Source organism: Kosakonia pseudosacchari, assembly GCF_015167415.1.
GTDB classification, from domain to species: domain Bacteria; phylum Pseudomonadota; class Gammaproteobacteria; order Enterobacterales; family Enterobacteriaceae; genus Kosakonia; species Kosakonia pseudosacchari.
Window position 1 is genome coordinate 953437 of record NZ_CP063425.1, and the last position, 18407, is coordinate 971843.

General features: G+C 55.8%; 14 protein-coding genes. 12 read left to right on the plus strand and 2 right to left on the minus strand.

The window, feature by feature from the left end:
- Positions 1-346: 346 nt before the first annotated feature.
- From IP581_RS04385 to IP581_RS04395, 3 genes are read left to right on the plus strand one after another with little or no spacing between them, the layout of a single operon-like run.
- Positions 347-676, plus strand: coding sequence for a YqcC family protein (locus IP581_RS04385; RefSeq protein WP_086873267.1), 330 nt, complete (start codon positions 347-349; stop codon positions 674-676).
- Positions 676-1470, plus strand: coding sequence for a tRNA pseudouridine(65) synthase TruC (truC, locus tag IP581_RS04390; RefSeq protein WP_193821836.1), 795 nt, complete (start codon positions 676-678; stop codon positions 1468-1470). Before IP581_RS04385 ends, truC begins: the two co-directional genes overlap by 1 nt.
- A 5-nt stretch (positions 1471-1475) precedes the next feature.
- Positions 1476-1925 (plus strand): flavodoxin, encoded by a 450-nt coding sequence (locus tag IP581_RS04395; RefSeq protein WP_193821837.1) that lies wholly within the window; start codon positions 1476-1478, stop codon positions 1923-1925.
- A 71-nt stretch (positions 1926-1996) separates the two neighbouring features.
- On the opposite strand, the gene IP581_RS04400 is transcribed toward IP581_RS04395, so the two are convergent.
- Entirely contained in the window at positions 1997-2233 is a 237-nt protein-coding gene (locus tag IP581_RS04400) for a hypothetical protein (protein ID WP_086873144.1), read from the minus strand.
- Positions 2234-2306: 73 nt separating this feature from the next.
- On the opposite strand from IP581_RS04400, the gene IP581_RS04405 reads away from it, so the two are divergent.
- The 4 genes from IP581_RS04405 to IP581_RS04420 all read left to right on the plus strand — a co-directional run bounded on the left by IP581_RS04405 (position 2307) and on the right by IP581_RS04420 (position 7591).
- A complete protein-coding gene (locus tag IP581_RS04405) occupies positions 2307-3662 on the plus strand; it encodes an MFS transporter (protein ID WP_097401340.1) in 1356 nt (451 codons plus the stop codon).
- A complete protein-coding gene (locus tag IP581_RS04410; protein ID WP_086873146.1) occupies positions 3662-5002 on the plus strand; it encodes an enolase C-terminal domain-like protein in 1341 nt (446 codons plus the stop codon). The genes IP581_RS04405 and IP581_RS04410 overlap by 1 nt, the downstream gene beginning before the upstream one ends.
- Before the next feature lie 21 nt (positions 5003-5023).
- Entirely contained in the window at positions 5024-6364 is a 1341-nt protein-coding gene (gene gudD / locus IP581_RS04415; protein ID WP_193821838.1) for a glucarate dehydratase, read from the plus strand.
- A gap of 87 nt (positions 6365-6451) precedes the next feature.
- On the plus strand, positions 6452-7591 hold the full coding sequence (locus tag IP581_RS04420; protein ID WP_097401343.1) for a glycerate kinase: 1140 nt from the start codon (positions 6452-6454) through the stop codon (positions 7589-7591).
- 153 nt (positions 7592-7744) lie between these two features.
- Here the strand turns inward: IP581_RS04420 and barA are convergent, their stop codons facing one another.
- Positions 7745-10513, minus strand: coding sequence for a two-component sensor histidine kinase BarA (gene barA, locus IP581_RS04425; protein ID WP_193821839.1), 2769 nt, complete (start codon positions 10511-10513; stop codon positions 7745-7747).
- 57 nt (positions 10514-10570) lie between these two features.
- On the opposite strand from barA, the gene rlmD reads away from it, so the two are divergent.
- The 5 genes from rlmD (at position 10571) to eno (ending at position 18388) form a co-directional block, all read left to right on the plus strand.
- Positions 10571-11872 carry a 23S rRNA (uracil(1939)-C(5))-methyltransferase RlmD gene (gene rlmD, locus IP581_RS04430; protein WP_193821840.1) on the plus strand — a complete coding sequence of 434 codons (1302 nt, stop codon included), beginning with the start codon at positions 10571-10573 and terminating at the stop codon, positions 11870-11872.
- 52 nt (positions 11873-11924) lie between these two features.
- Positions 11925-14162: a GTP diphosphokinase gene (gene relA / locus IP581_RS04435; protein ID WP_017458746.1), complete on the plus strand. Its 2238-nt coding sequence runs from the start codon at positions 11925-11927 to the stop codon at positions 14160-14162.
- A 64-nt stretch (positions 14163-14226) separates the two neighbouring features.
- Positions 14227-15018, plus strand: a complete 792-nt coding sequence (gene mazG / locus IP581_RS04440; protein WP_086873151.1) for a nucleoside triphosphate pyrophosphohydrolase — start codon at positions 14227-14229, stop codon at positions 15016-15018.
- A gap of 352 nt (positions 15019-15370) precedes the next feature.
- Positions 15371-17008: a glutamine hydrolyzing CTP synthase gene (pyrG, locus tag IP581_RS04445; protein WP_017458748.1), complete on the plus strand. Its 1638-nt coding sequence runs from the start codon at positions 15371-15373 to the stop codon at positions 17006-17008.
- Positions 17009-17089: 81 nt separating this feature from the next.
- Complete coding sequence (eno, locus tag IP581_RS04450) at positions 17090-18388, plus strand: phosphopyruvate hydratase (protein WP_086873152.1); 1299 nt, start codon at positions 17090-17092, stop codon at positions 18386-18388.
- Positions 18389-18407: the final 19 nt, after the last annotated feature.

Consider the following 18407-nt stretch of genomic DNA (forward strand, 5'->3'; position numbering starts at 1 on the left):
AGGATAGGCTTCAGGACGAAGCAAAGGGACATCGCTGGAATGCGTTAACGGACACCTCCAGGACGGAGAATGAGAGCCGATAAGGATGTTCGGCAGATCAGGATGATCCAGGACACGCTTTATGGATGAGGCCAGGTCACATCGGGGTGGTGTGAGCATGATGCGCTGTTTAAGGATGAACGGGTCAGGAGACCGCAGGAAAAGTTTTCAAGGATGAGCAGGGAGCACACGAGTAGCGGGACTGCTGCGAAACGAACCGGGAGCACTGTTTTTACAGTGCTCCCTTTTTTTATTTATCCCGCTCTTTGGTATGCTGCGCGCCAGTCTGATTAGTCCGGGGGTTTATATGACTCAACATCAACGCGTGCGTGAGCAACTTCATCTTCTCGAAGCGCAACTGCGTGAACAGAATCTTTGGCAAACCAACGCGCCTGCGGCAAGCGCCTTTGAAAGCACGCAGCCTTTTTGCATGGACACTCTTGAGCCATTCGAGTGGCTGCAATGGGTGCTTATTCCGCGTATGCACGCTCTGCTGGATGGTCAGCAACCGTTGCCGCAGGCGTTTGCCATTGCGCCATACTATGAAATCGCCCTGGATGCGACGCACCCCGCGCGCGAAGTTATGCTGGTACATTTACAGCAGCTCGATGCGCTGTTCAGCGACGAAAACACCTGATGCTGGAGATTATTTACCAGGATGAGTGGCTGGTTGCGGTGAATAAACCTTCCGGCTGGCTGGTACACCGAAGCTGGTTGGATCGCGATGAAAAAGTGGTGGTAATGCAAACCGTGCGCGACCAAATCGGCCAGCACGTTTTTACCGCCCATCGCCTCGACAGACCCACTTCCGGCGTGTTGCTAATGGGGTTATCCAGCGAGGCCGGTCGCCGCTTAGCACAGCAGTTTGAGCAACATCAGATTCAAAAACGCTATCACGCGATTGTGCGCGGCTGGCTGATGGAAGAGGCGTTGCTTGATTATCCGCTGGTCGAAGAGCTGGATAAAGTGGCCGACAAGTTCGCCCGCGCCGATAAAGAGGCGCAGCCTGCCGTAACGCACTATCGCGGGCTGGCAACGTGCGAAATGCCGGTGGCGACGAGCAAATTTCCCACCACGCGCTATGGTCTGGTTGAACTGGAACCGAAAACGGGCCGCAAGCACCAATTGCGTCGCCATCTGGCGCATCTGCGCCATCCGATTATTGGCGACAGTAAACATGGCGATTTGCGGCAAAATCGCAGCGCGGCAGAACACTTTGGCTGCAACCGCTTGATGCTGCATGCCAGCCAGCTAACGCTCACGCACCCATTTACCGGCGCGCCGTTAACCATTCGCGCCGGGCTGGATGAGCGCTGGATGAGCGCGTTGTCGCACTTTGGCTGGCGCGGGCTTCTCCCTGAAAATGAAAGGGTTGAGTTCTTGCCAGTGAGCCGCCAGGATGAGGGCAATCTGGAATCACGCAAGGAGTGATGAGCATGGCGAAGGTCGGAATTTTTGTTGGCACCATGTACGGCAATTCGCTGCTGGTGGCGGAAGAAGCGCAGGAGATCTTACAGGCGCAGGGCCACAAGGCGACGGTATTTGAAGATCCCGACGTCAGCGACTGGGAAAACAACAAAGGCAATTACGCGCTGATCATTACCTCCACGACCGGTCAGGGCGATTTGCCGGAAAGCATTGCGCCGCTATTCCATTATCTGCGCGACACCGTGGGTTATCAGCCCGATCTGCACTATGGCGTGATTGCCCTGGGCGATAGCACATACGCCCATTTCTGCGGTGGGGGCAAGCAGTTCGATGCCTTGCTGCAAGAGCAAGGCGCACAGCGTATCGGCGAGGTGTTGCTGATTGACGCCAGCGAAGACCCGGAACCGGAAACCGTTTCAAATCCGTGGGTTGAGCACTGGGCGACCCTGCTTAAATAAGCGGTATTCCTCTCCGTAAGCGGGGAGGAATACCCTCTTTTTGCCGCGTCAAGCGACGCATTTCACACTCTTTAACGCTGCCTCTCTTTTGACCGCCTTCGGTCATGCTCCATTTTCATTTCCGTGAAGTACTCCCCATCCGCCTGGGCTAATGCCTTAAAGGGAATAGCCGCGCCCGGCGAATGTTGTGTTGTTGCACGGTGAGAGTTGAAAAGGGGCTCCATATACTTTTTCTCGCCAGTTAAAAAAACGCGGCCCGCCGGGTGTGGCAAACCCGGCAGGTGCAGCAAAAAACACAACGACATCATCCTGTCTTCCCCTACAGGTTGCGCCGTACAGGATGAATGGACAAAAGAACATTTATGCTTCGGGAGTACAACCATGAGTACATTTAGCCAGGCGGCGAGCGGCGCTGAAAAGCGTACCAACGCCCGCTACTGGATAGTGGTGATGCTGTTTATCGTCACATCCTTCAACTATGGCGATCGCGCCACGTTGTCGATTGCCGGTTCGGAGATGTCCAAAGCGATTGGCCTGGATCCGGTCGGTATGGGTTATGTTTTCTCCGCGTTTTCATGGGCTTATGTGATTGGCCAGATACCGGGCGGCTGGTTGCTGGATCGCTTCGGATCAAAACGCGTCTATTTCTGGTCGATCTTCACCTGGTCGCTGTTTACCTTGCTGCAGGGCTTCGTCGACATCTTCAGCGGCTTTGGCATCATCGTTGCGCTCTTCACCCTGCGCTTTATGGTCGGTCTGGCCGAATCCCCTTCTTTCCCTGGTAACAGCCGTATTGTCGCGGCATGGTTCCCGGCGCAGGAGAGGGGCACAGCGGTGGCGATTTTTAACTCCGCGCAATATTTTGCGACGGTGATCTTCGCGCCGATCATGGGCTGGCTGACCCACGAGGTGGGCTGGTCGCACGTCTTCTTCTTTATGGGCGGTCTGGGCATCTTTATCAGCTTCCTGTGGCTGAAAATGATCCACGAGCCGAACCAACACCCTGGCGTGAACAAAAAAGAGCTGGAATATATTGCTGAAGGTGGCGCGCTGATCAACATGGATCAGGCGAAAAGCGCGCACCATGTTCCGTTCTCAGAAAAATGGGGGCAGATCAAGCAACTGCTGGGTTCCCGCATGATGATCGGCGTCTATCTGGGCCAGTACTGTATTAACGCCCTGACCTATTTCTTTATCACCTGGTTCCCGGTTTACCTGGTGCAGGCGCGCGGCATGTCGATTTTGAAAGCAGGCTTTGTTGCGTCAATCCCGGCGATCTGCGGCTTTGTCGGTGGCGTGCTGGGCGGGATCATTTCCGACTGGTTAATGCGCCGCTACGGCTCGCTGAACGTGGCGCGTAAAACGCCAATCGTATTGGGGATGCTGCTCTCCATGAGCATGGTGTTCTGCAACTACACCGACTCCGAAACGCTGATTATCGCTTTCATGGCGCTGGCGTTCTTCGGTAAAGGTATTGGTGCGCTGGGCTGGGCGGTGATGGCAGATACCGCGCCGAAAGAGATCAGCGGTCTGAGCGGCGGTCTGTTCAACATGTTCGGTAATATCTCCGGCATCGTGACGCCGATTGCCATTGGCTACATCGTCGGTACTACCGGCTCGTTTAGCGGCGCGTTGATTTATGTCGGTATCCATGCGCTGGTGGCGGTACTGAGCTACCTGGTTCTGGTGGGCGATATCAAGCGTATCGTGCTGAAACCTGTGACAGGACGTGAATGATGAACACACAAGCAAGCCCCATTATCACAGAGATGAAAGTCATTCCCGTGGCCGGGCATGACAGCATGCTAATGAACATCGGCGGTGCGCATAACGCTTACTTCACCCGCAACATCGTGGTGCTCACCGACAACGCCGGTAACACTGGCGTCGGTGAAGCGCCGGGCGGCGAGGTGATCTACAACACGCTGGTCGACGCCACGCCGATGGTGGTGGGGCAGGAAGTCGCGCGGTTGAATAAAGTGGTGCAGCGGGTACACAAAGGCAACCAGGCGGCGGATTTCGACACCTTCGGTAAAGGCGCCTGGACGTTTGAGCTGCGCGTGAACGCGGTGGCGGCGCTGGAAGCCGCTCTGCTGGATCTGTTAGGTAAAGCGCTGAACGTCCCGGTGTGCGAGCTGCTTGGCCCCGGTAAACAGCGTGATGCGGTGACGGTGCTGGGGTATCTGTTTTATGTCGGCGATCGCACCAAAACCGATCTGCCTTATCTGGAGGCGACACCGGGTAACCACGAGTGGTATCGCCTGCGTCATCAGGAAGCGATGAACAGCGATGCGGTAGTGCGCCTGGCGGAAGCGTCGCAGGATCGCTACGGTTTTAAAGATTTCAAACTCAAGGGCGGCGTACTGCCGGGTGAACACGAGATCGACACCGTGCGGGCGCTGAAAAAACGTTTCCCGGACGCGCGTATTACTGTCGATCCCAACGGGGCCTGGCTGCTCGACGAAGCCATCAGCCTGTGCAAAGGCCTCAACGACGTGCTGACCTACGCGGAAGATCCGTGTGGCGCAGAGCAGGGCTTCTCCGGGCGTGAAGTGATGGCGGAGTTCCGTCGCGCCACCGGCTTGCCGGTCGCCACCAATATGATTGCCACCAACTGGCGTGAAATGGGGCACGCGGTGATGTTAAACGCGGTGGATATCCCGCTGGCCGATCCGCACTTCTGGACGCTTTCCGGCGCGGTACGCGTGGCGCAACTGTGCGACGACTGGGGCTTAACCTGGGGTTGTCACTCCAACAACCATTTCGACATTTCACTGGCGATGTTCACCCACGTTGGCGCGGCAGCACCGGGAACGCCGACCGCCATCGACACGCACTGGATCTGGCAGGAGGGTGACGCGCGCCTGACCAAACAGCCGCTGGAGATCCGCCAGGGAAAAATCGCCGTGCCCGATGCGCCAGGCCTTGGCGTGGAGATCGACTGGAGTCAAATCGAAAAAGCGCACGCGGCATACAAGAAGCTGCCCGGCGGTGCGCGCAATGACGCAGGCCCGATGCAGTACCTCATCCCTGGCTGGACGTTTGACAAGAAACGCCCCGTTTTTGGACGTCATTGATAGAGCAAAAGGATTAAAAAAATGAGCACATACAGTTCGACACCCGTTGTTTCCTCCATGCAGGTCATCCCGGTTGCGGGCCACGACAGCATGCTGATGAACCTGAGCGGCGCGCACGCTCCGTTCTTCACCCGCAATATCGTGGTGATTAAAGACAACGCCGGTCACACCGGTGTCGGGGAAATCCCCGGCGGCGAGAAAATCCGTAAAACACTGGAAGACGCCATTCCGCTGGTGGTGGGTAAAACGTTGGGTGAGTACAAAAACGTCCTCAACACCGTGCGCAATACCTTTGCCGATCGCGACGCCGGTGGCCGTGGTCTGCAAACTTTCGATCTGCGTACTACGATCCACGTGGTGACCGGTATTGAAGCGGCGATGCTGGATCTGCTCGGCCAGCACCTCGGCGTCAACGTCGCTTCCCTGCTTGGCGAAGGCCAACAGCGCAGCGAAGTGGAGATGCTCGGTTACCTGTTCTTCGTGGGTGACAGCAAAAAAACACCGCTGCCGTATCAGAGCCAGCCGGATGACAGGTGCGACTGGTATCGCGTGCGCCACGAAGAGGCGATGACGCCGGATCGTGTGGTGCGCCTGGCGGAAGCGGCCTATGAGAAATACGGTTTTAACGATTTCAAACTGAAAGGCGGCGTGCTGGCGGGAATGGAAGAAGCCGAAGCAATTTCTGCGCTGGCAAAACGCTTCCCGCAGGCCCGCGTCACGCTCGATCCGAACGGTGCCTGGTCGCTGGATGAAGCGATCAACATCGGTAAGCACCTGAAAGGCGTACTGGCCTATGCAGAAGATCCGTGCGGCGCGGAACAGGGCTTCTCCGGTCGTGAAGTGATGGCGGAGTTCCGCCGCGCGACCGGCCTGCCGACGGCGACCAATATGATCGCCACCGACTGGCGTCAAATGGGTCACACGTTGTCACTGCAATCGGTGGATATCCCGCTGGCGGACCCGCACTTCTGGACCATGCAGGGATCGGTACGTGTAGCGCAAATGTGTCACGAGTTCGGTCTGACCTGGGGCTCGCACTCGAATAACCACTTTGATATTTCGCTGGCGATGTTTACCCATGTTGCCGCTGCGGCACCGGGCAATATCACCGCTATCGATACGCACTGGATCTGGCAGGAGGGCAACCAGCGCCTGACTAAACAGCCGTTCGAGATTAAAGGCGGGATGGTGCAGGTACCGAACAAACCGGGTCTTGGCGTGGAGCTGGATATGGACCAGGTGATGAAAGCCAACGAGCTGTATCAAAAACACGGCCTCGGTGCGCGTGACGATGCAATGGGAATGCAATACCTGATCCCGGGCTGGAAATTTGATAACAAGCGTCCGTGCATGGTGCGTTGATGAAATTGCCAGTCCTTGCGGGGGCTGGCATTTCCTCATCTTTCCTGGGTGTATGCTTAAAGCGGTGAATATGCGTAAGGATGGCTTATGAAAATTGTGATCGCACCAGACTCTTACAAAGAAAGTTTAAGTGCCCTGGATGTGGCGACCGCGATTGAGAGCGGTTTTCGTGAAATTTTCCCCACGGCGGAATACGTCAAAATACCGGTGGCGGATGGTGGCGAAGGGACGGTTGAAGCCATGGTCGCCGCCACCGACGGGCGTATCGTTAAGGTCGCGGTAAAAGGCCCGCTCGGCGAGCAGGCGGAAGGGTTCTACGGGCTTTCTGGCGACGAGCAATCCGCTTTTATCGAAATGGCCGCCGCCAGCGGGCTGGAAATGGTGCCACCGGCCAAACGCGATCCGCTCATCACCACGTCGTGGGGCACCGGCGAGTTGATTCGCCATGCGCTGGACGCGGGTGTAAAACATATCATCATTGGCATCGGCGGCAGCGCGACCAATGACGGTGGCGCTGGCATGGTGCAGGCATTGGGTGCAAAGCTACTGGATGAGAAAGGCCAGCAGATTGCGCTGGGTGGTGCGGCGCTGGAAACGCTGGCGCGTATTGATATCGCGCAACTGGATAAACGCCTTGCCGGGTGCCGTATCGAAGTGGCCTGCGACGTGACCAATCCCCTCACCGGAAAAGAGGGCGCTTCGGCGGTGTTTGGCCCGCAGAAAGGGGCGACGCCGGAGATGATCGAAAGGCTCGATAAAGCGCTTGGACATTATGCGCGGATCATTGCCCGCGATCTGGATTTGGACGTGCTGCACCTGGCAGGCGGCGGTGCGGCAGGCGGGATGGGTGCCGCGCTGTATGCGTTTTGCGGCGCTGAGTTGCGCCAGGGTATAGAGATTGTCACCGATGCGCTGGCGCTGGATGAGTACGTGATTGGCGCTGACCTGGTGATCACTGGCGAAGGGCGTATCGATAGCCAGACGGTGCATGGCAAAGTGCCTGTGGGCGTAGCGAAAGTCGCGAAGCGACATAATATTCCGGTAATCGGCATTGCCGGCAGTCTGACCGCCGATGTTGGTGTGGTGCACCATCACGGTATCGATGCGGTGTTCAGTGTGATCTACAAGGTCTGTTCGCTGGAGGACGCGCTGGAAAATGCCGGCGAAAATGTTCGTATGACCGCGCGCAACGTGGCGGCAGTGCTGAAAGCAGGGCAAAAGCTGTAACCGCAAACCGCCCGGTAGCTGCACGCTTACCGGGCTTATATCTGCGCATTCTCACTCGCCGGGTGCTGATACGCTGAGTGGAAAATTAACGGGTTGGCTATCAACTCGCGCAACGTGTCTGAACTCAACGCCCGCCAGCGGTTATGCGGCAGGCTACCCCAGCAATTTATGTGCTTCGCGCGTGACGTTATCCATCTCATCAAGCAGTTCCAGGAACTCCGGCTCCAGCTCTTCGGGCGCCACGCCACTGCGTAACTGCTGCTCAATCAACTGGCAGAGATTTTTCAGCCGCGGAACACCGCTGTAACCGCAACTGCCGTGCAGCTTATGGATCCCTTCAGAAAGCCCTTGCGGCGCTTCGCCAACCAGCTGTTCTTCCACCATATTGCGGATCTCCGGCAGGAACTCGACCAGCATATGCAGCATCTCACGCGCCAGATCTGTTTTCCCGGCCGCCTGGCGCAGTGCCAGTTGCCAGTCGAGCGTCGTATCGGCGTCAACGACGATGTCCGCAGGTGGCACTGCCTGTTCCGGCGGCACCAGCCAACTGCCCATATCCGGGCCGGGCTTATAACGGCGCAGCAAGCTGCGCAGCTTATCCTCTTCAATGGGCTTCGCCAGATAATCGTTCATCCCGGCGCTGAGCAGTTTCTCTTTTTGCCCGGCCATGGCATGGGCAGTCACGGCGATAACCGGCGTTTGCTGCTGGTGCGGCAACTGGCGAATCAGCTCGCAGGCGCGGATGCCATCCATGTCCGGCATCTGAATATCCATCAGGATCAGATCGAACTGGAGCTGTCGGGCGCGCTCGATAGCCTGTATCCCGCTTTCGCAAAGCTCGACATGCTGCACCTGATCTTCCAGCAACGCGCCGATGAGCTTCAGGTTGGCCGGGTTATCGTCCACGGCCATTACCGTCATCGGCAGTTTTGTTTCATCTGGCGGCTGAGCCTGCGTAATACGGGTCGCACGGCAATATTCCGTGAGCGCGGGCAGCAGGCGGGTGGTGGTCAGCGGTTTCAGCAGGCAGGCCGCCGCGCCGTCTTGTTTCAGCTCCTCGGCGTTCACCTGGGCATGGCAAGGCAGCGCTAACAGCAGGTAGTCGGTCATGGCGGCGGCCCGAGCAAGGCGGTCGTGCTGCATGTTGAGCGGCTCACGCACCGTCACCGGAATGGCCATCAGCAGAATGTCGTAATGCGCCTGCGGCAGCGCCGAGAACGACGGGCTATAAATCACCTCCAGCGGCGTTTCATGCAATACGTCCAGCGTACTTTGCGCGGCTGTCGCATTGGGCTCGACATAGGCAAGGCGTTTGCCCGCCAGACAGCCTGTGGCTGGCGCTTCGCTGATGGCGTTTGGATTGAGATCGAGATTAATGTGGAACCAGAAAGTGGAGCCGCGATTCGGCTGGCTATGGAAGGAGATATCGCCGCCCATTTCATTGACCAGCTTTTGGGTTATCACCAGCCCCAGCCCGGTGCCGCCGTGGCGGCGAGAGATGCTGGCATCGGCCTGACGAAACGCCTGGAATAGCCGCGACTGATCGCGCTCGGGGATGCCGATGCCGGTATCGCGGATCTGCATCTCCACCTGCACTTTGTTGTTACTGATGGCGCGCTTCTCAACCACAATGTCGATATTGCCATGCTCGGTGAACTTGATGGCGTTACCGACAAGATTGGTGATCACCTGTTGCAGGCGCAGCGGGTCGCCAATCACGTTATCCGGCACATCGTTTTTGATATTCAGCGTCAGTTCCAGCCCTTTGTCGTGCGCCGAGTGCGCCAGCAGTATCACCACCTCATCGAGCGTATTGCGCAGCGGGAACGGGATGCTTTCCAGAATTAACTTGCCCGCTTCGAGCTTGGAGAAATCGAGCACGTCGTTAATGATTGCCAGCAGGTTGTTCGCCGAACGTTCAATTGTCAGCAGGTGATCGCGCTGCGTGGGGTTGAGCTCAGATTTCAGTGTCAGGCGGGTAAAGCCAATCACGCCATTCAGCGGTGTACGCAGCTCATGGGACATATTGGCGAGAAACTCAGATTTGATGCGCGCCGCTTCCTGGGCGCGCTTTTTCGCCAGATCCAGCTCGACGTTCTGGATCTCCATCTGCTCCAGTGTTTCGCGTAGATCGGAAGTGGACTGGTCAATGTTGTGCTGCATCTCTTCGTGGTAGGCCGCCAGCGACATCGCCATTGAATTGATACCGTTTTTCAACATATCCAGCTCGCCAAGCATAAAGCCTTCGACGCGGCTGTCGAGTTGCCCGCGACGAATGCGGTCTACGGTGTTGACCATATTACGAATCGGGCTGGTTACATCGCGCATTAAGCGCCAGCCGAAAATCAGCGCAATGCCAATACAGAACAAAATCATCAGGCTGGAGATAAAAATCTCTTTGTACTGCTGTAAACGTACCGATTTGAGATCCAGCTCCAGCGCCACATAACCGAGCATATTGCCGGTGATTTTATCCGCCGGTAGCGCCGTGTTGGTTTGCGTATAGCCCTCGGAGAGGATAGGCGTGCGCAGGATCATTACATCGCCGCGCCGGGAGACGCTGAGCCTGCGCGGAAAAGGTTGCCCTTCCGCCAGCCGGAGATTATCGCCATCAAGCTGGAAATTAGAGGAAACGAATACGTTATTCTGCCCATCGTAAACGGAAATTGCCCGCACAATATCGGAATGGCGGCGATGCAAAACGCTCACCAGTTGGCCAATCGCATCTTTGTCCTGCAGCGTCATGCTGTATTCGCTGGAGACCGCCAGCGGCTCAATAATGCTGGTGCCTGCGTCTTCCAGTTGACGCTGCAAATCGTTATAGCGGTGAACAACGAAGAAGATGCTGAGCAACACACCGATAAGCACGGTGGGCGCCAGGATCAGAATCATCATGCGTGCGCGCAAGCTGTAGTTGGTCATGGAGTTCCGTTATGGGAGAATTAGGCCATTAATCTGTAAATGAGATAAATCCCGGCAATGGCGCAATTCTACTCTGCAAAACGACGTGTGACGACTAGTCAAAAAGTAACCGTAACCGTAACTGATCTTGATCCTTTTGGGCAGGGGGTTGCGCGCCATAACGGGAAAGCGCTGTTCATTCCGGGGCTTTTACCCGGCGAAACGGCGGACGTGGTGCTTAAAGAGGATAAGCGGCAGTTTTCACGTGGTGAGGTGAAACGCCGCCTGAATGATAGCGATGAGCGCGTTACGCCGCAGTGCCTGCATTTTGGCGTTTGCGGTGGTTGTCAGCAGCAGCATGCCAGTATTGCCCTGCAACAGCGCAGCAAAAGCGCGGCGCTGGCACGTTTGATGAAACAGGGCGTTGATGAAGTGATTGCAGGCGAACCCTGGGGATATCGCCGCCGCGCGCGGCTTAGCCTGAGCTGGCAGCCCAAAAGCCAAAGTCTGGAGATGGGGTTTCGTAAAGCGGGCGGTAACGACATTATTAATGTCACCCGCTGCCCGGTGTTGGTGCCCCGTCTTGAAGCATTACTGGCGCCGCTGCGTGAATGTCTGAGCGGGTTGCAGGCCGTGCGTCAACTTGGTCATGTCGAGCTGGTAGAGGCCGATAATGGCCCATTAATGGTTTTACGTCACACCGCTGCATTAAGTGCAACAGACAGAGAAAAACTGGAACAGTTTTCGCATTCTCAGGAACTCTCTCTGTATCTCGCGCCACAAAGCGAGATACTAGAACAGGTTAGCGGGGAGTCTCCCTGCTACAGCTCTGACGGGCTACGCTTAACGTTCAGCCCGCGGGATTTTATTCAGGTTAACGATGGGGTTAACCAGCAGATGGTGGCGCGAGCGCTGGAATGGCTCGATGTGCAGCCCGGCGACCGGGTGCTGGATCTGTTCTGCGGCATGGGCAATTTCACGCTGCCACTGGCGAAACGTGCGGCCAGCGTGGTCGGAGTGGAGGGCGTCGCCGATCTGGTGGCGAAAGCGCAGGATAACGCGCAACAGAATGGCTTGCAGAATGTGACATTCTTTCATGAAAATCTGGAGGAAGATGTCACGAAACAGCACTGGGCGAGCCGTGGGTTTGACAAAGTTTTACTCGACCCGGCACGCGCAGGCGCTGCCGGGGTGATGCAACATATTCTAAAATTATCGCCGGGCAGAGTGGTGTACGTTTCCTGTAACCCCGCCACCCTTGCCCGCGACAGTGAAGCGCTATTGAATGCGGGTTACCAGATTCAGCGGCTGGCGATGCTGGACATGTTCCCGCACACTGGCCACCTGGAATCGATGGTGTTGTTTGTGAATCACAAATGATTAATTTCGGCTTGTCGAGTTCGACAGGCCCGGTCCCTGAAAGGAGAGGACAATGGTTGCGGTACGAAGTGCACATTTGAACAAAGCGGGTGAATTCGATCCGGCCAAATGGATCGCGAGTCTGGGGATCACCAGTCAGCCGTCGTGTGAACGCTTAACCGAAACCTGGGCATATTGTCTGCGACAAACACAGGGACATCCGAACGCGGAATTACTGCTGTGGCGCGGTGTGGAGATGGTGGAGATCCTCTCCATGCTCAGCATGGATACCGACACGCTGCGCGCGGCGCTGCTGTTCCCGCTGGCCGATGCGGAAGTGGTCAGTGAAGAGGTGCTGCGCGAAAGCGTCGGCACGTCGGTAGTCAACCTGATTCATGGTGTACGTGATATGGCGGCTATCCGCCAGTTGAAAGCCACGCATACCGATTCCGTCTCCTCCGAACAAGTCGATAACGTTCGTCGTATGCTGCTGGCGATGGTGGATGATTTCCGTTGCGTGGTTATCAAGCTGGCGGAACGTATCGCCCATCTGCGCGAAGTGAAAGATGCGCCGGAAGATGAACGCGTACTGGCGGCGAAAGAGTGTACGAATATCTACGCGCCGCTGGCGAACCGGTTGGGCATCGGGCAGCTCAAATGGGAACTGGAGGATTACTGCTTCCGTTACCTGCATCCGGCGGAGTACAAACGCATCGCCAAACTGCTGCACGAACGCCGTATCGATCGTGAACACTACATTGACGAATTTGTTGGGCATTTGCGTGCCGAAATGAAGACCGAAGGCGTCAAAGCGGAAGTGTATGGCCGCCCGAAACACATCTACAGCATCTGGCGCAAAATGCAGAAAAAACATCTCGCCTTTGATGAGCTGTTTGATGTGCGCGCCGTGCGTATCGTCGCTGAGCGCCTGCAGGACTGCTACGCTGCGCTGGGGATTGTGCATACCCATTACCGCCATCTGCCGGACGAGTTCGACGATTACGTTGCCAATCCGAAGCCGAATGGTTACCAGTCCATCCATACGGTGGTGCTTGGTCCTGGCGGGAAGACCGTAGAAATCCAGATTCGTACCCGCCAGATGCATGAAGATGCGGAGCTTGGCGTCGCTGCGCACTGGAAGTACAAAGAGGGCACCGCTACCGTTGGCGGCCCGCGTTCGGCGCACGAAGACCGCATTGCATGGCTGCGTAAACTGATCGCCTGGCAGGAAGAGATGGCCGATTCCGGCGAGATGCTCGACGAAGTTCGCAGCCAGGTGTTCGACGACCGCGTTTATGTCTTTACCCCGAAAGGCGATGTGGTGGACTTGCCTGCTGGCTCGACGCCGCTGGACTTTGCTTACCATATTCACAGCGATGTCGGGCACCGTTGCATCGGCGCGAAGATCGGCGGGCGCATCGTGCCGTTCACTTATCAATTGCAAATGGGCGATCAGATCGAAATTATCACCCAGAAGCAACCGAACCCAAGCCGCGACTGGCTGAACCCGAACCTGGGCTATGTGACCACCAGTCGTGGGCGCTCGAAGATCCATGCCTGGTTCCGGAAACAGGATCGCGACAAAAACATTCTTGCGGGGCGTCAAATCCTCGACGATGAGCTGGCGCATCTTGGCATTAGCCTGAAAGAGGCGGAAAAATTCCTGCTGCCGCGCTACAACTTTAACGAGCTGGACGAGTTGCTGGCGGCGATTGGCGGTGGGGATATCCGTCTTAATCAGATGGTGAATTTCCTGCAGTCGCAGTTCAATAAACCGAGCGCCGAGGAGCAGGACGCCGCCGCGCTGAAGCAGCTGCAACAGAAAACGTACACGCCGCAAAGCCGCAGCAAAGACAATGGCCGCGTCGTTGTCGAAGGTGTAGGCAATCTGATGCATCATATCGCGCGTTGCTGTCAGCCGATCCCGGGGGATGAGATTGTCGGGTTTATCACCCAGGGCCGCGGGATCTCTATTCACCGCGCCGACTGCGATCAGTTGGAAGAGCTGCGTAACGTAGCGCCGGAACGTATCGTCGACGCCGTCTGGGGCGAAAGCTACTCGGCGGGTTACTCGCTGGTGGTGCGCGTCACGGCGAACGACCGCAGCGGTCTGCTGCGCGACATCACCACGATCCTCGCCAATGAGAAGGTGAACGTGCTCGGCGTCGCCAGCCGCAGCGACACCAAAGAACAGCTGGCCACCATCGATATGAACATCGAAATCTACAACCTGCAAGTGCTGGGCCGCGTGCTTGGCAAACTCAACCAGGTGCCGGATGTCATCGACGCTCGCCGCCTGCACGGTGGCTGATTCTCTCTTCATCCGAGCCTCGCCTTGATGGGTGAGGCTCAACACTCATTATCAGGGATTTCTCATGACTCAAATCGATCGTCTGCTCGGGATTATGCAACGCCTGCGCGACCCGGAAAACGGCTGTCCGTGGGACAAAGAGCAGACTTACGCCACCATTGCGCCTTACACGCTGGAAGAGACATACGAAGTGCTGGACGCGATTTCGCGCGAAGATTTTGACGACTTACGCGGCGAGCTGGGCGATTTGCTGTTCCAGGTCGTTTTTTATGCGCAGATGGCGCAGGAAGAAGGGCGTTTCGATTTTAATGATATTTGCGCCGCCATCTGCGACAAACTGGAGCGCCGCCATCCGCACATTTTCGGTGACGCGCATGCGGGCAACAGCACGGAAGTGCTGGCGCGTTGGGAACAAATTAAAAGCGAAGAGCGCGCGGAAAAATCTCAGCACTCCGCGCTGGACGATATTCCCCATAGCCTGCCTGCGCTGATGCGCGCACACAAAATCCAGAAACGCTGCTCGACCGTCGGCTTTGACTGGACGTCGCTAGGCCCGGTACTCGACAAAGTGTATGAAGAGATCGACGAAGTCATGGACGAAGCCAAACAAGCGGTGGTAGACGAAGCGAAACTGGAAGAAGAGGTCGGCGATTTGCTGTTCGCGACTGTTAATCTTTCACGCCATCTTGGCGTCAAAGCGGAAGTGGCGTTGCAAAAAGCCAACCTGAAATTTGAGCGGCGTTTTCGCGAAGTTGAGCGTATTGTGCGCGAACGCGGTCTGGAAATGACCGGTGTAGATCTGGAAACAATGGAAAATGTCTGGCAACAGGTAAAACGCCAGGAACATGATCTTTAAAGCATTTGTTCCAGTAAGCGCGATTTGTGTGATTTTTTAAATAACAAGCGCTTGATTTGCGTCAAAAACATTTACCCAAAAGTGGCTATTTTCACACTCCTTAAGTTTGTAGAAATGCCTTGAGAATCGCCTCTTCGAGTAATTCGGGTCGCAGCAAGGCGGCAACCGAGCGAATCTTCAGCCGCAGCGAAATGCGCTGCGTCTGGGGTGAGCGAAAGAAGCCAATGCAGATGCGGCCTGAAGAACAGAGGAGAGGGGCAATGAAAGTTTGTGGCGTAGACCATCATCGGGTATACTGCTTTCCCGTCCTGGTTATTCCATCGTCTTTTAAACCTAACTTCTCAGGTTCAGCATGACAACGAACTATATTTTTGTGACCGGCGGGGTCGTATCCTCTCTGGGTAAAGGCATTGCCGCAGCCTCCCTGGCAGCTATTCTTGAAGCCCGTGGCCTCAACGTCACCATGATGAAATTGGATCCGTACATCAACGTCGATCCAGGGACGATGAGTCCAATCCAGCATGGTGAAGTGTTCGTTACCGAAGACGGCGCTGAAACCGATCTGGATTTGGGTCACTACGAGCGTTTTATCCGCACCAAAATGACCCGTCGCAACAACTTCACCACTGGTCGTATCTATTCCGAGGTTTTGCGCAAAGAGCGTCGTGGCGACTATCTGGGTGCAACCGTACAGGTTATTCCGCACATCACCAACGCGATTAAAGAACGCATTATTGCCGGTGGCGAAGGCCATGACGTTGCGCTGGTCGAAATCGGCGGTACGGTGGGTGACATCGAATCCCTGCCGTTCCTTGAAGCTATCCGTCAGATGGCGGTAGAAGTGGGCCGTGAGCGCACGCTCTACATGCACCTGACGCTGGTGCCTTATATGGCAGCTTCCGGTGAAGTGAAAACCAAACCGACGCAGCACTCTGTTAAAGAGCTGCTCTCTATCGGTATTCAGCCTGATATCCTGATTTGCCGTTCCGATCGCGCGGTTCCTGCTAATGAACGTGCAAAAATTGCTTTGTTCTGTAACGTTCCAGAAAAAGCTGTGATTTCTCTGAAAGACGTCGATTCCATTTATAAAATCCCGGGCCTGTTGAAATCTCAGGGGCTGGACGATTATATTTGTAAACGATTCAGCTTGAACTGTCCGGAAGCAAACCTGGCCGAATGGGAACAGGTGATTTACGAAGAAGCGAATCCGTCAGGCGAAGTCACCATTGGTATGGTCGGTAAGTACATTGAACTTCCGGACGCATACAAATCGGTTATTGAAGCACTGAAACACGGTGGTCTGAAAAACCGCGTCACCGTCAACATCAAGCTGATTGACTCGCAGGATGTTGAAACGCGCGGCGTAGAGATCCTCAAAGGTCTCGATGCCATTCTGATCCCTGGCGGCTTCGGCTACCGCGGTGTGGAAGGCAAGATCGCCACCGCGCGCTATGCGCGTGAAAACAATATTCCTTACCTGGGTATTTGCCTGGGTATGCAGGTTGCGTTGATTGAGTTCGCACGTAACGTAGTCGGGATGGAGAACGCCAACTCCACGGAATTTGTGCCAGACTGTAAATACCCGGTTGTGGCGCTTATTACCGAATGGCGTGACGAAGACGGCAACGTTGAGCAACGTTCGGAGAAGAGCGATCTCGGTGGCACCATGCGCCTCGGCGCACAGCAGTGCCAGCTTGGTGATGACAGCCTGGTTCGCCAGCTGTATGGCGCGCCAACCATTATTGAACGCCATCGCCATCGTTACGAAGTCAACAATATGCTGTTGAAACAAATCGAAGCTGCGGGTCTGCGTGTTGCGGGCCGTTCCGGGGATGATCAGTTGGTCGAGATCATCGAAGTGCCGAATCATCCGTGGTTCGTCGCTTGTCAGTTCCACCCGGAATTTACTTCTACGCCGCGTGATGGACATCCGCTGTTTGCCGGTTTTGTGAAAGCCGCCAGCGAGTATCAGAAGCGCCAGGCGAAGTAAAAAAGTTACAACAGCAACGCGTACCATCGGTACGCGTTGTTTGTCTGGAGTTTTAGTTTAACTTGTACTGAGGAAAACCTAATGTCCAAAATCGTTAAAGTCATCGGTCGTGAAATCATCGACTCCCGTGGTAACCCGACTGTTGAAGCCGAAGTACACCTGGAAGGTGGTTTCGTAGGTCTGGCTGCTGCGCCGTCAGGTGCTTCCACTGGTTCCCGCGAAGCGCTGGAACTGCGCGATGGCGACAAATCCCGCTTCATGGGTAAAGGCGTACTGAAAGCGGTTGGCGCGGTTAACGGCCCGATCGCTCAGGCAATCCTGGGTAAAGACGCGAAAGACCAGGCTGGCATCGACAAAATCATGATCGATCTGGATGGTACCGAAAACAAATCCAACTTCGGTGCAAACGCAATCCTGGCCGTGTCTCTGGCTGTTGCTAAAGCTGCTGCTGCCTCTAAAGGTCTGCCGCTGTACGCACACATCGCTGAACTGAACGGCACCCCGGGTAAATACTCCATGCCGGTTCCGATGATGAACATCATCAACGGTGGTGAGCACGCTGATAACAACGTCGACATTCAGGAATTCATGATTCAGCCGGTTGGCGCGAAAAGCCTGAAAGAAGCGGTACGTATGGGTTCAGAAGTGTTCCACAACCTGGCGAAAGTCCTGAAATCCAAAGGCATGAACACAGCTGTGGGTGACGAAGGTGGCTACGCGCCGAACCTGGGTTCCAACGCAGAAGCACTGGCTGTTATCGCTGAAGCGGTTAAAGCTGCGGGCTACGAGCTGGGCAAAGACATCACTCTGGCGATGGACTGCGCAGCATCTGAGTTCTACAAAGACGGTAAATACGTTCTGGCTGGCGAAGGCAACAAAGCGTTCACCTCTGAAGAGTTCACTCACTTCCTGGAAGATCTGACCAAACAGTACCCGATCGTTTCCATCGAAGATGGTCTGGACGAATCTGACTGGACTGGCTTTGCTTACCAGACCAAAGTGCTGGGCGACAAAATCCAGCTGGTGGGCGACGACCTGTTCGTAACCAACACCAAAATCCTGAAAGAAGGCATCGAAAAAGGCATCGTTAACTCCATCCTGATCAAATTCAACCAGATCGGTTCTCTGACCGAAACCCTGGCTGCGATCAAAATGGCGAAAGACGCTGGCTACACCGCTGTCATCTCTCACCGTTCTGGCGAAACTGAAGACGCTACCATCGCTGACCTGGCTGTTGGTACTGCTGCAGGCCAGATCAAAACCGGTTCTATGAGCCGTTCTGACCGCGTTGCTAAATACAACCAGCTGATTCGTATCGAAGAAGCGCTGGGTGAACAAGCACCGTACCACGGTCGTAAAGAGATCAAAGGCCAGGCGTAATCGCTAAGCGTTGATCAAA

Bases quoted from the DNA above. Each gene is read 5' to 3' on its own strand.
- IP581_RS04385 (WP_086873267.1), top strand. From the start codon at position 347: ATGACTCAACATCAACGCGTGCGTGAGCAACTTCATCTTCTCGAAGCG.
- truC (WP_193821836.1), top strand. From the start codon at position 676: ATGCTGGAGATTATTTACCAGGATGAGTGGCTGGTTGCGGTGAATAAA.
- IP581_RS04395 (WP_193821837.1), top strand. From the start codon at position 1,476: ATGGCGAAGGTCGGAATTTTTGTTGGCACCATGTACGGCAATTCGCTG.
- IP581_RS04400 (WP_086873144.1), bottom strand. From the start codon at position 2,233: ATGATGTCGTTGTGTTTTTTGCTGCACCTGCCGGGTTTGCCACACCCG.
- IP581_RS04405 (WP_097401340.1), top strand. From the start codon at position 2,307: ATGAGTACATTTAGCCAGGCGGCGAGCGGCGCTGAAAAGCGTACCAAC.
- IP581_RS04410 (WP_086873146.1), top strand. From the start codon at position 3,662: ATGAACACACAAGCAAGCCCCATTATCACAGAGATGAAAGTCATTCCC.
- gudD (WP_193821838.1), top strand. From the start codon at position 5,024: ATGAGCACATACAGTTCGACACCCGTTGTTTCCTCCATGCAGGTCATC.
- IP581_RS04420 (WP_097401343.1), top strand. From the start codon at position 6,452: ATGAAAATTGTGATCGCACCAGACTCTTACAAAGAAAGTTTAAGTGCC.
- barA (WP_193821839.1), bottom strand. From the start codon at position 10,513: ATGACCAACTACAGCTTGCGCGCACGCATGATGATTCTGATCCTGGCG.
- rlmD (WP_193821840.1), top strand. From the start codon at position 10,571: ATGGCGCAATTCTACTCTGCAAAACGACGTGTGACGACTAGTCAAAAA.
- relA (WP_017458746.1), top strand. From the start codon at position 11,925: ATGGTTGCGGTACGAAGTGCACATTTGAACAAAGCGGGTGAATTCGAT.
- mazG (WP_086873151.1), top strand. From the start codon at position 14,227: ATGACTCAAATCGATCGTCTGCTCGGGATTATGCAACGCCTGCGCGAC.
- pyrG (WP_017458748.1), top strand. From the start codon at position 15,371: ATGACAACGAACTATATTTTTGTGACCGGCGGGGTCGTATCCTCTCTG.
- eno (WP_086873152.1), top strand. From the start codon at position 17,090: ATGTCCAAAATCGTTAAAGTCATCGGTCGTGAAATCATCGACTCCCGT.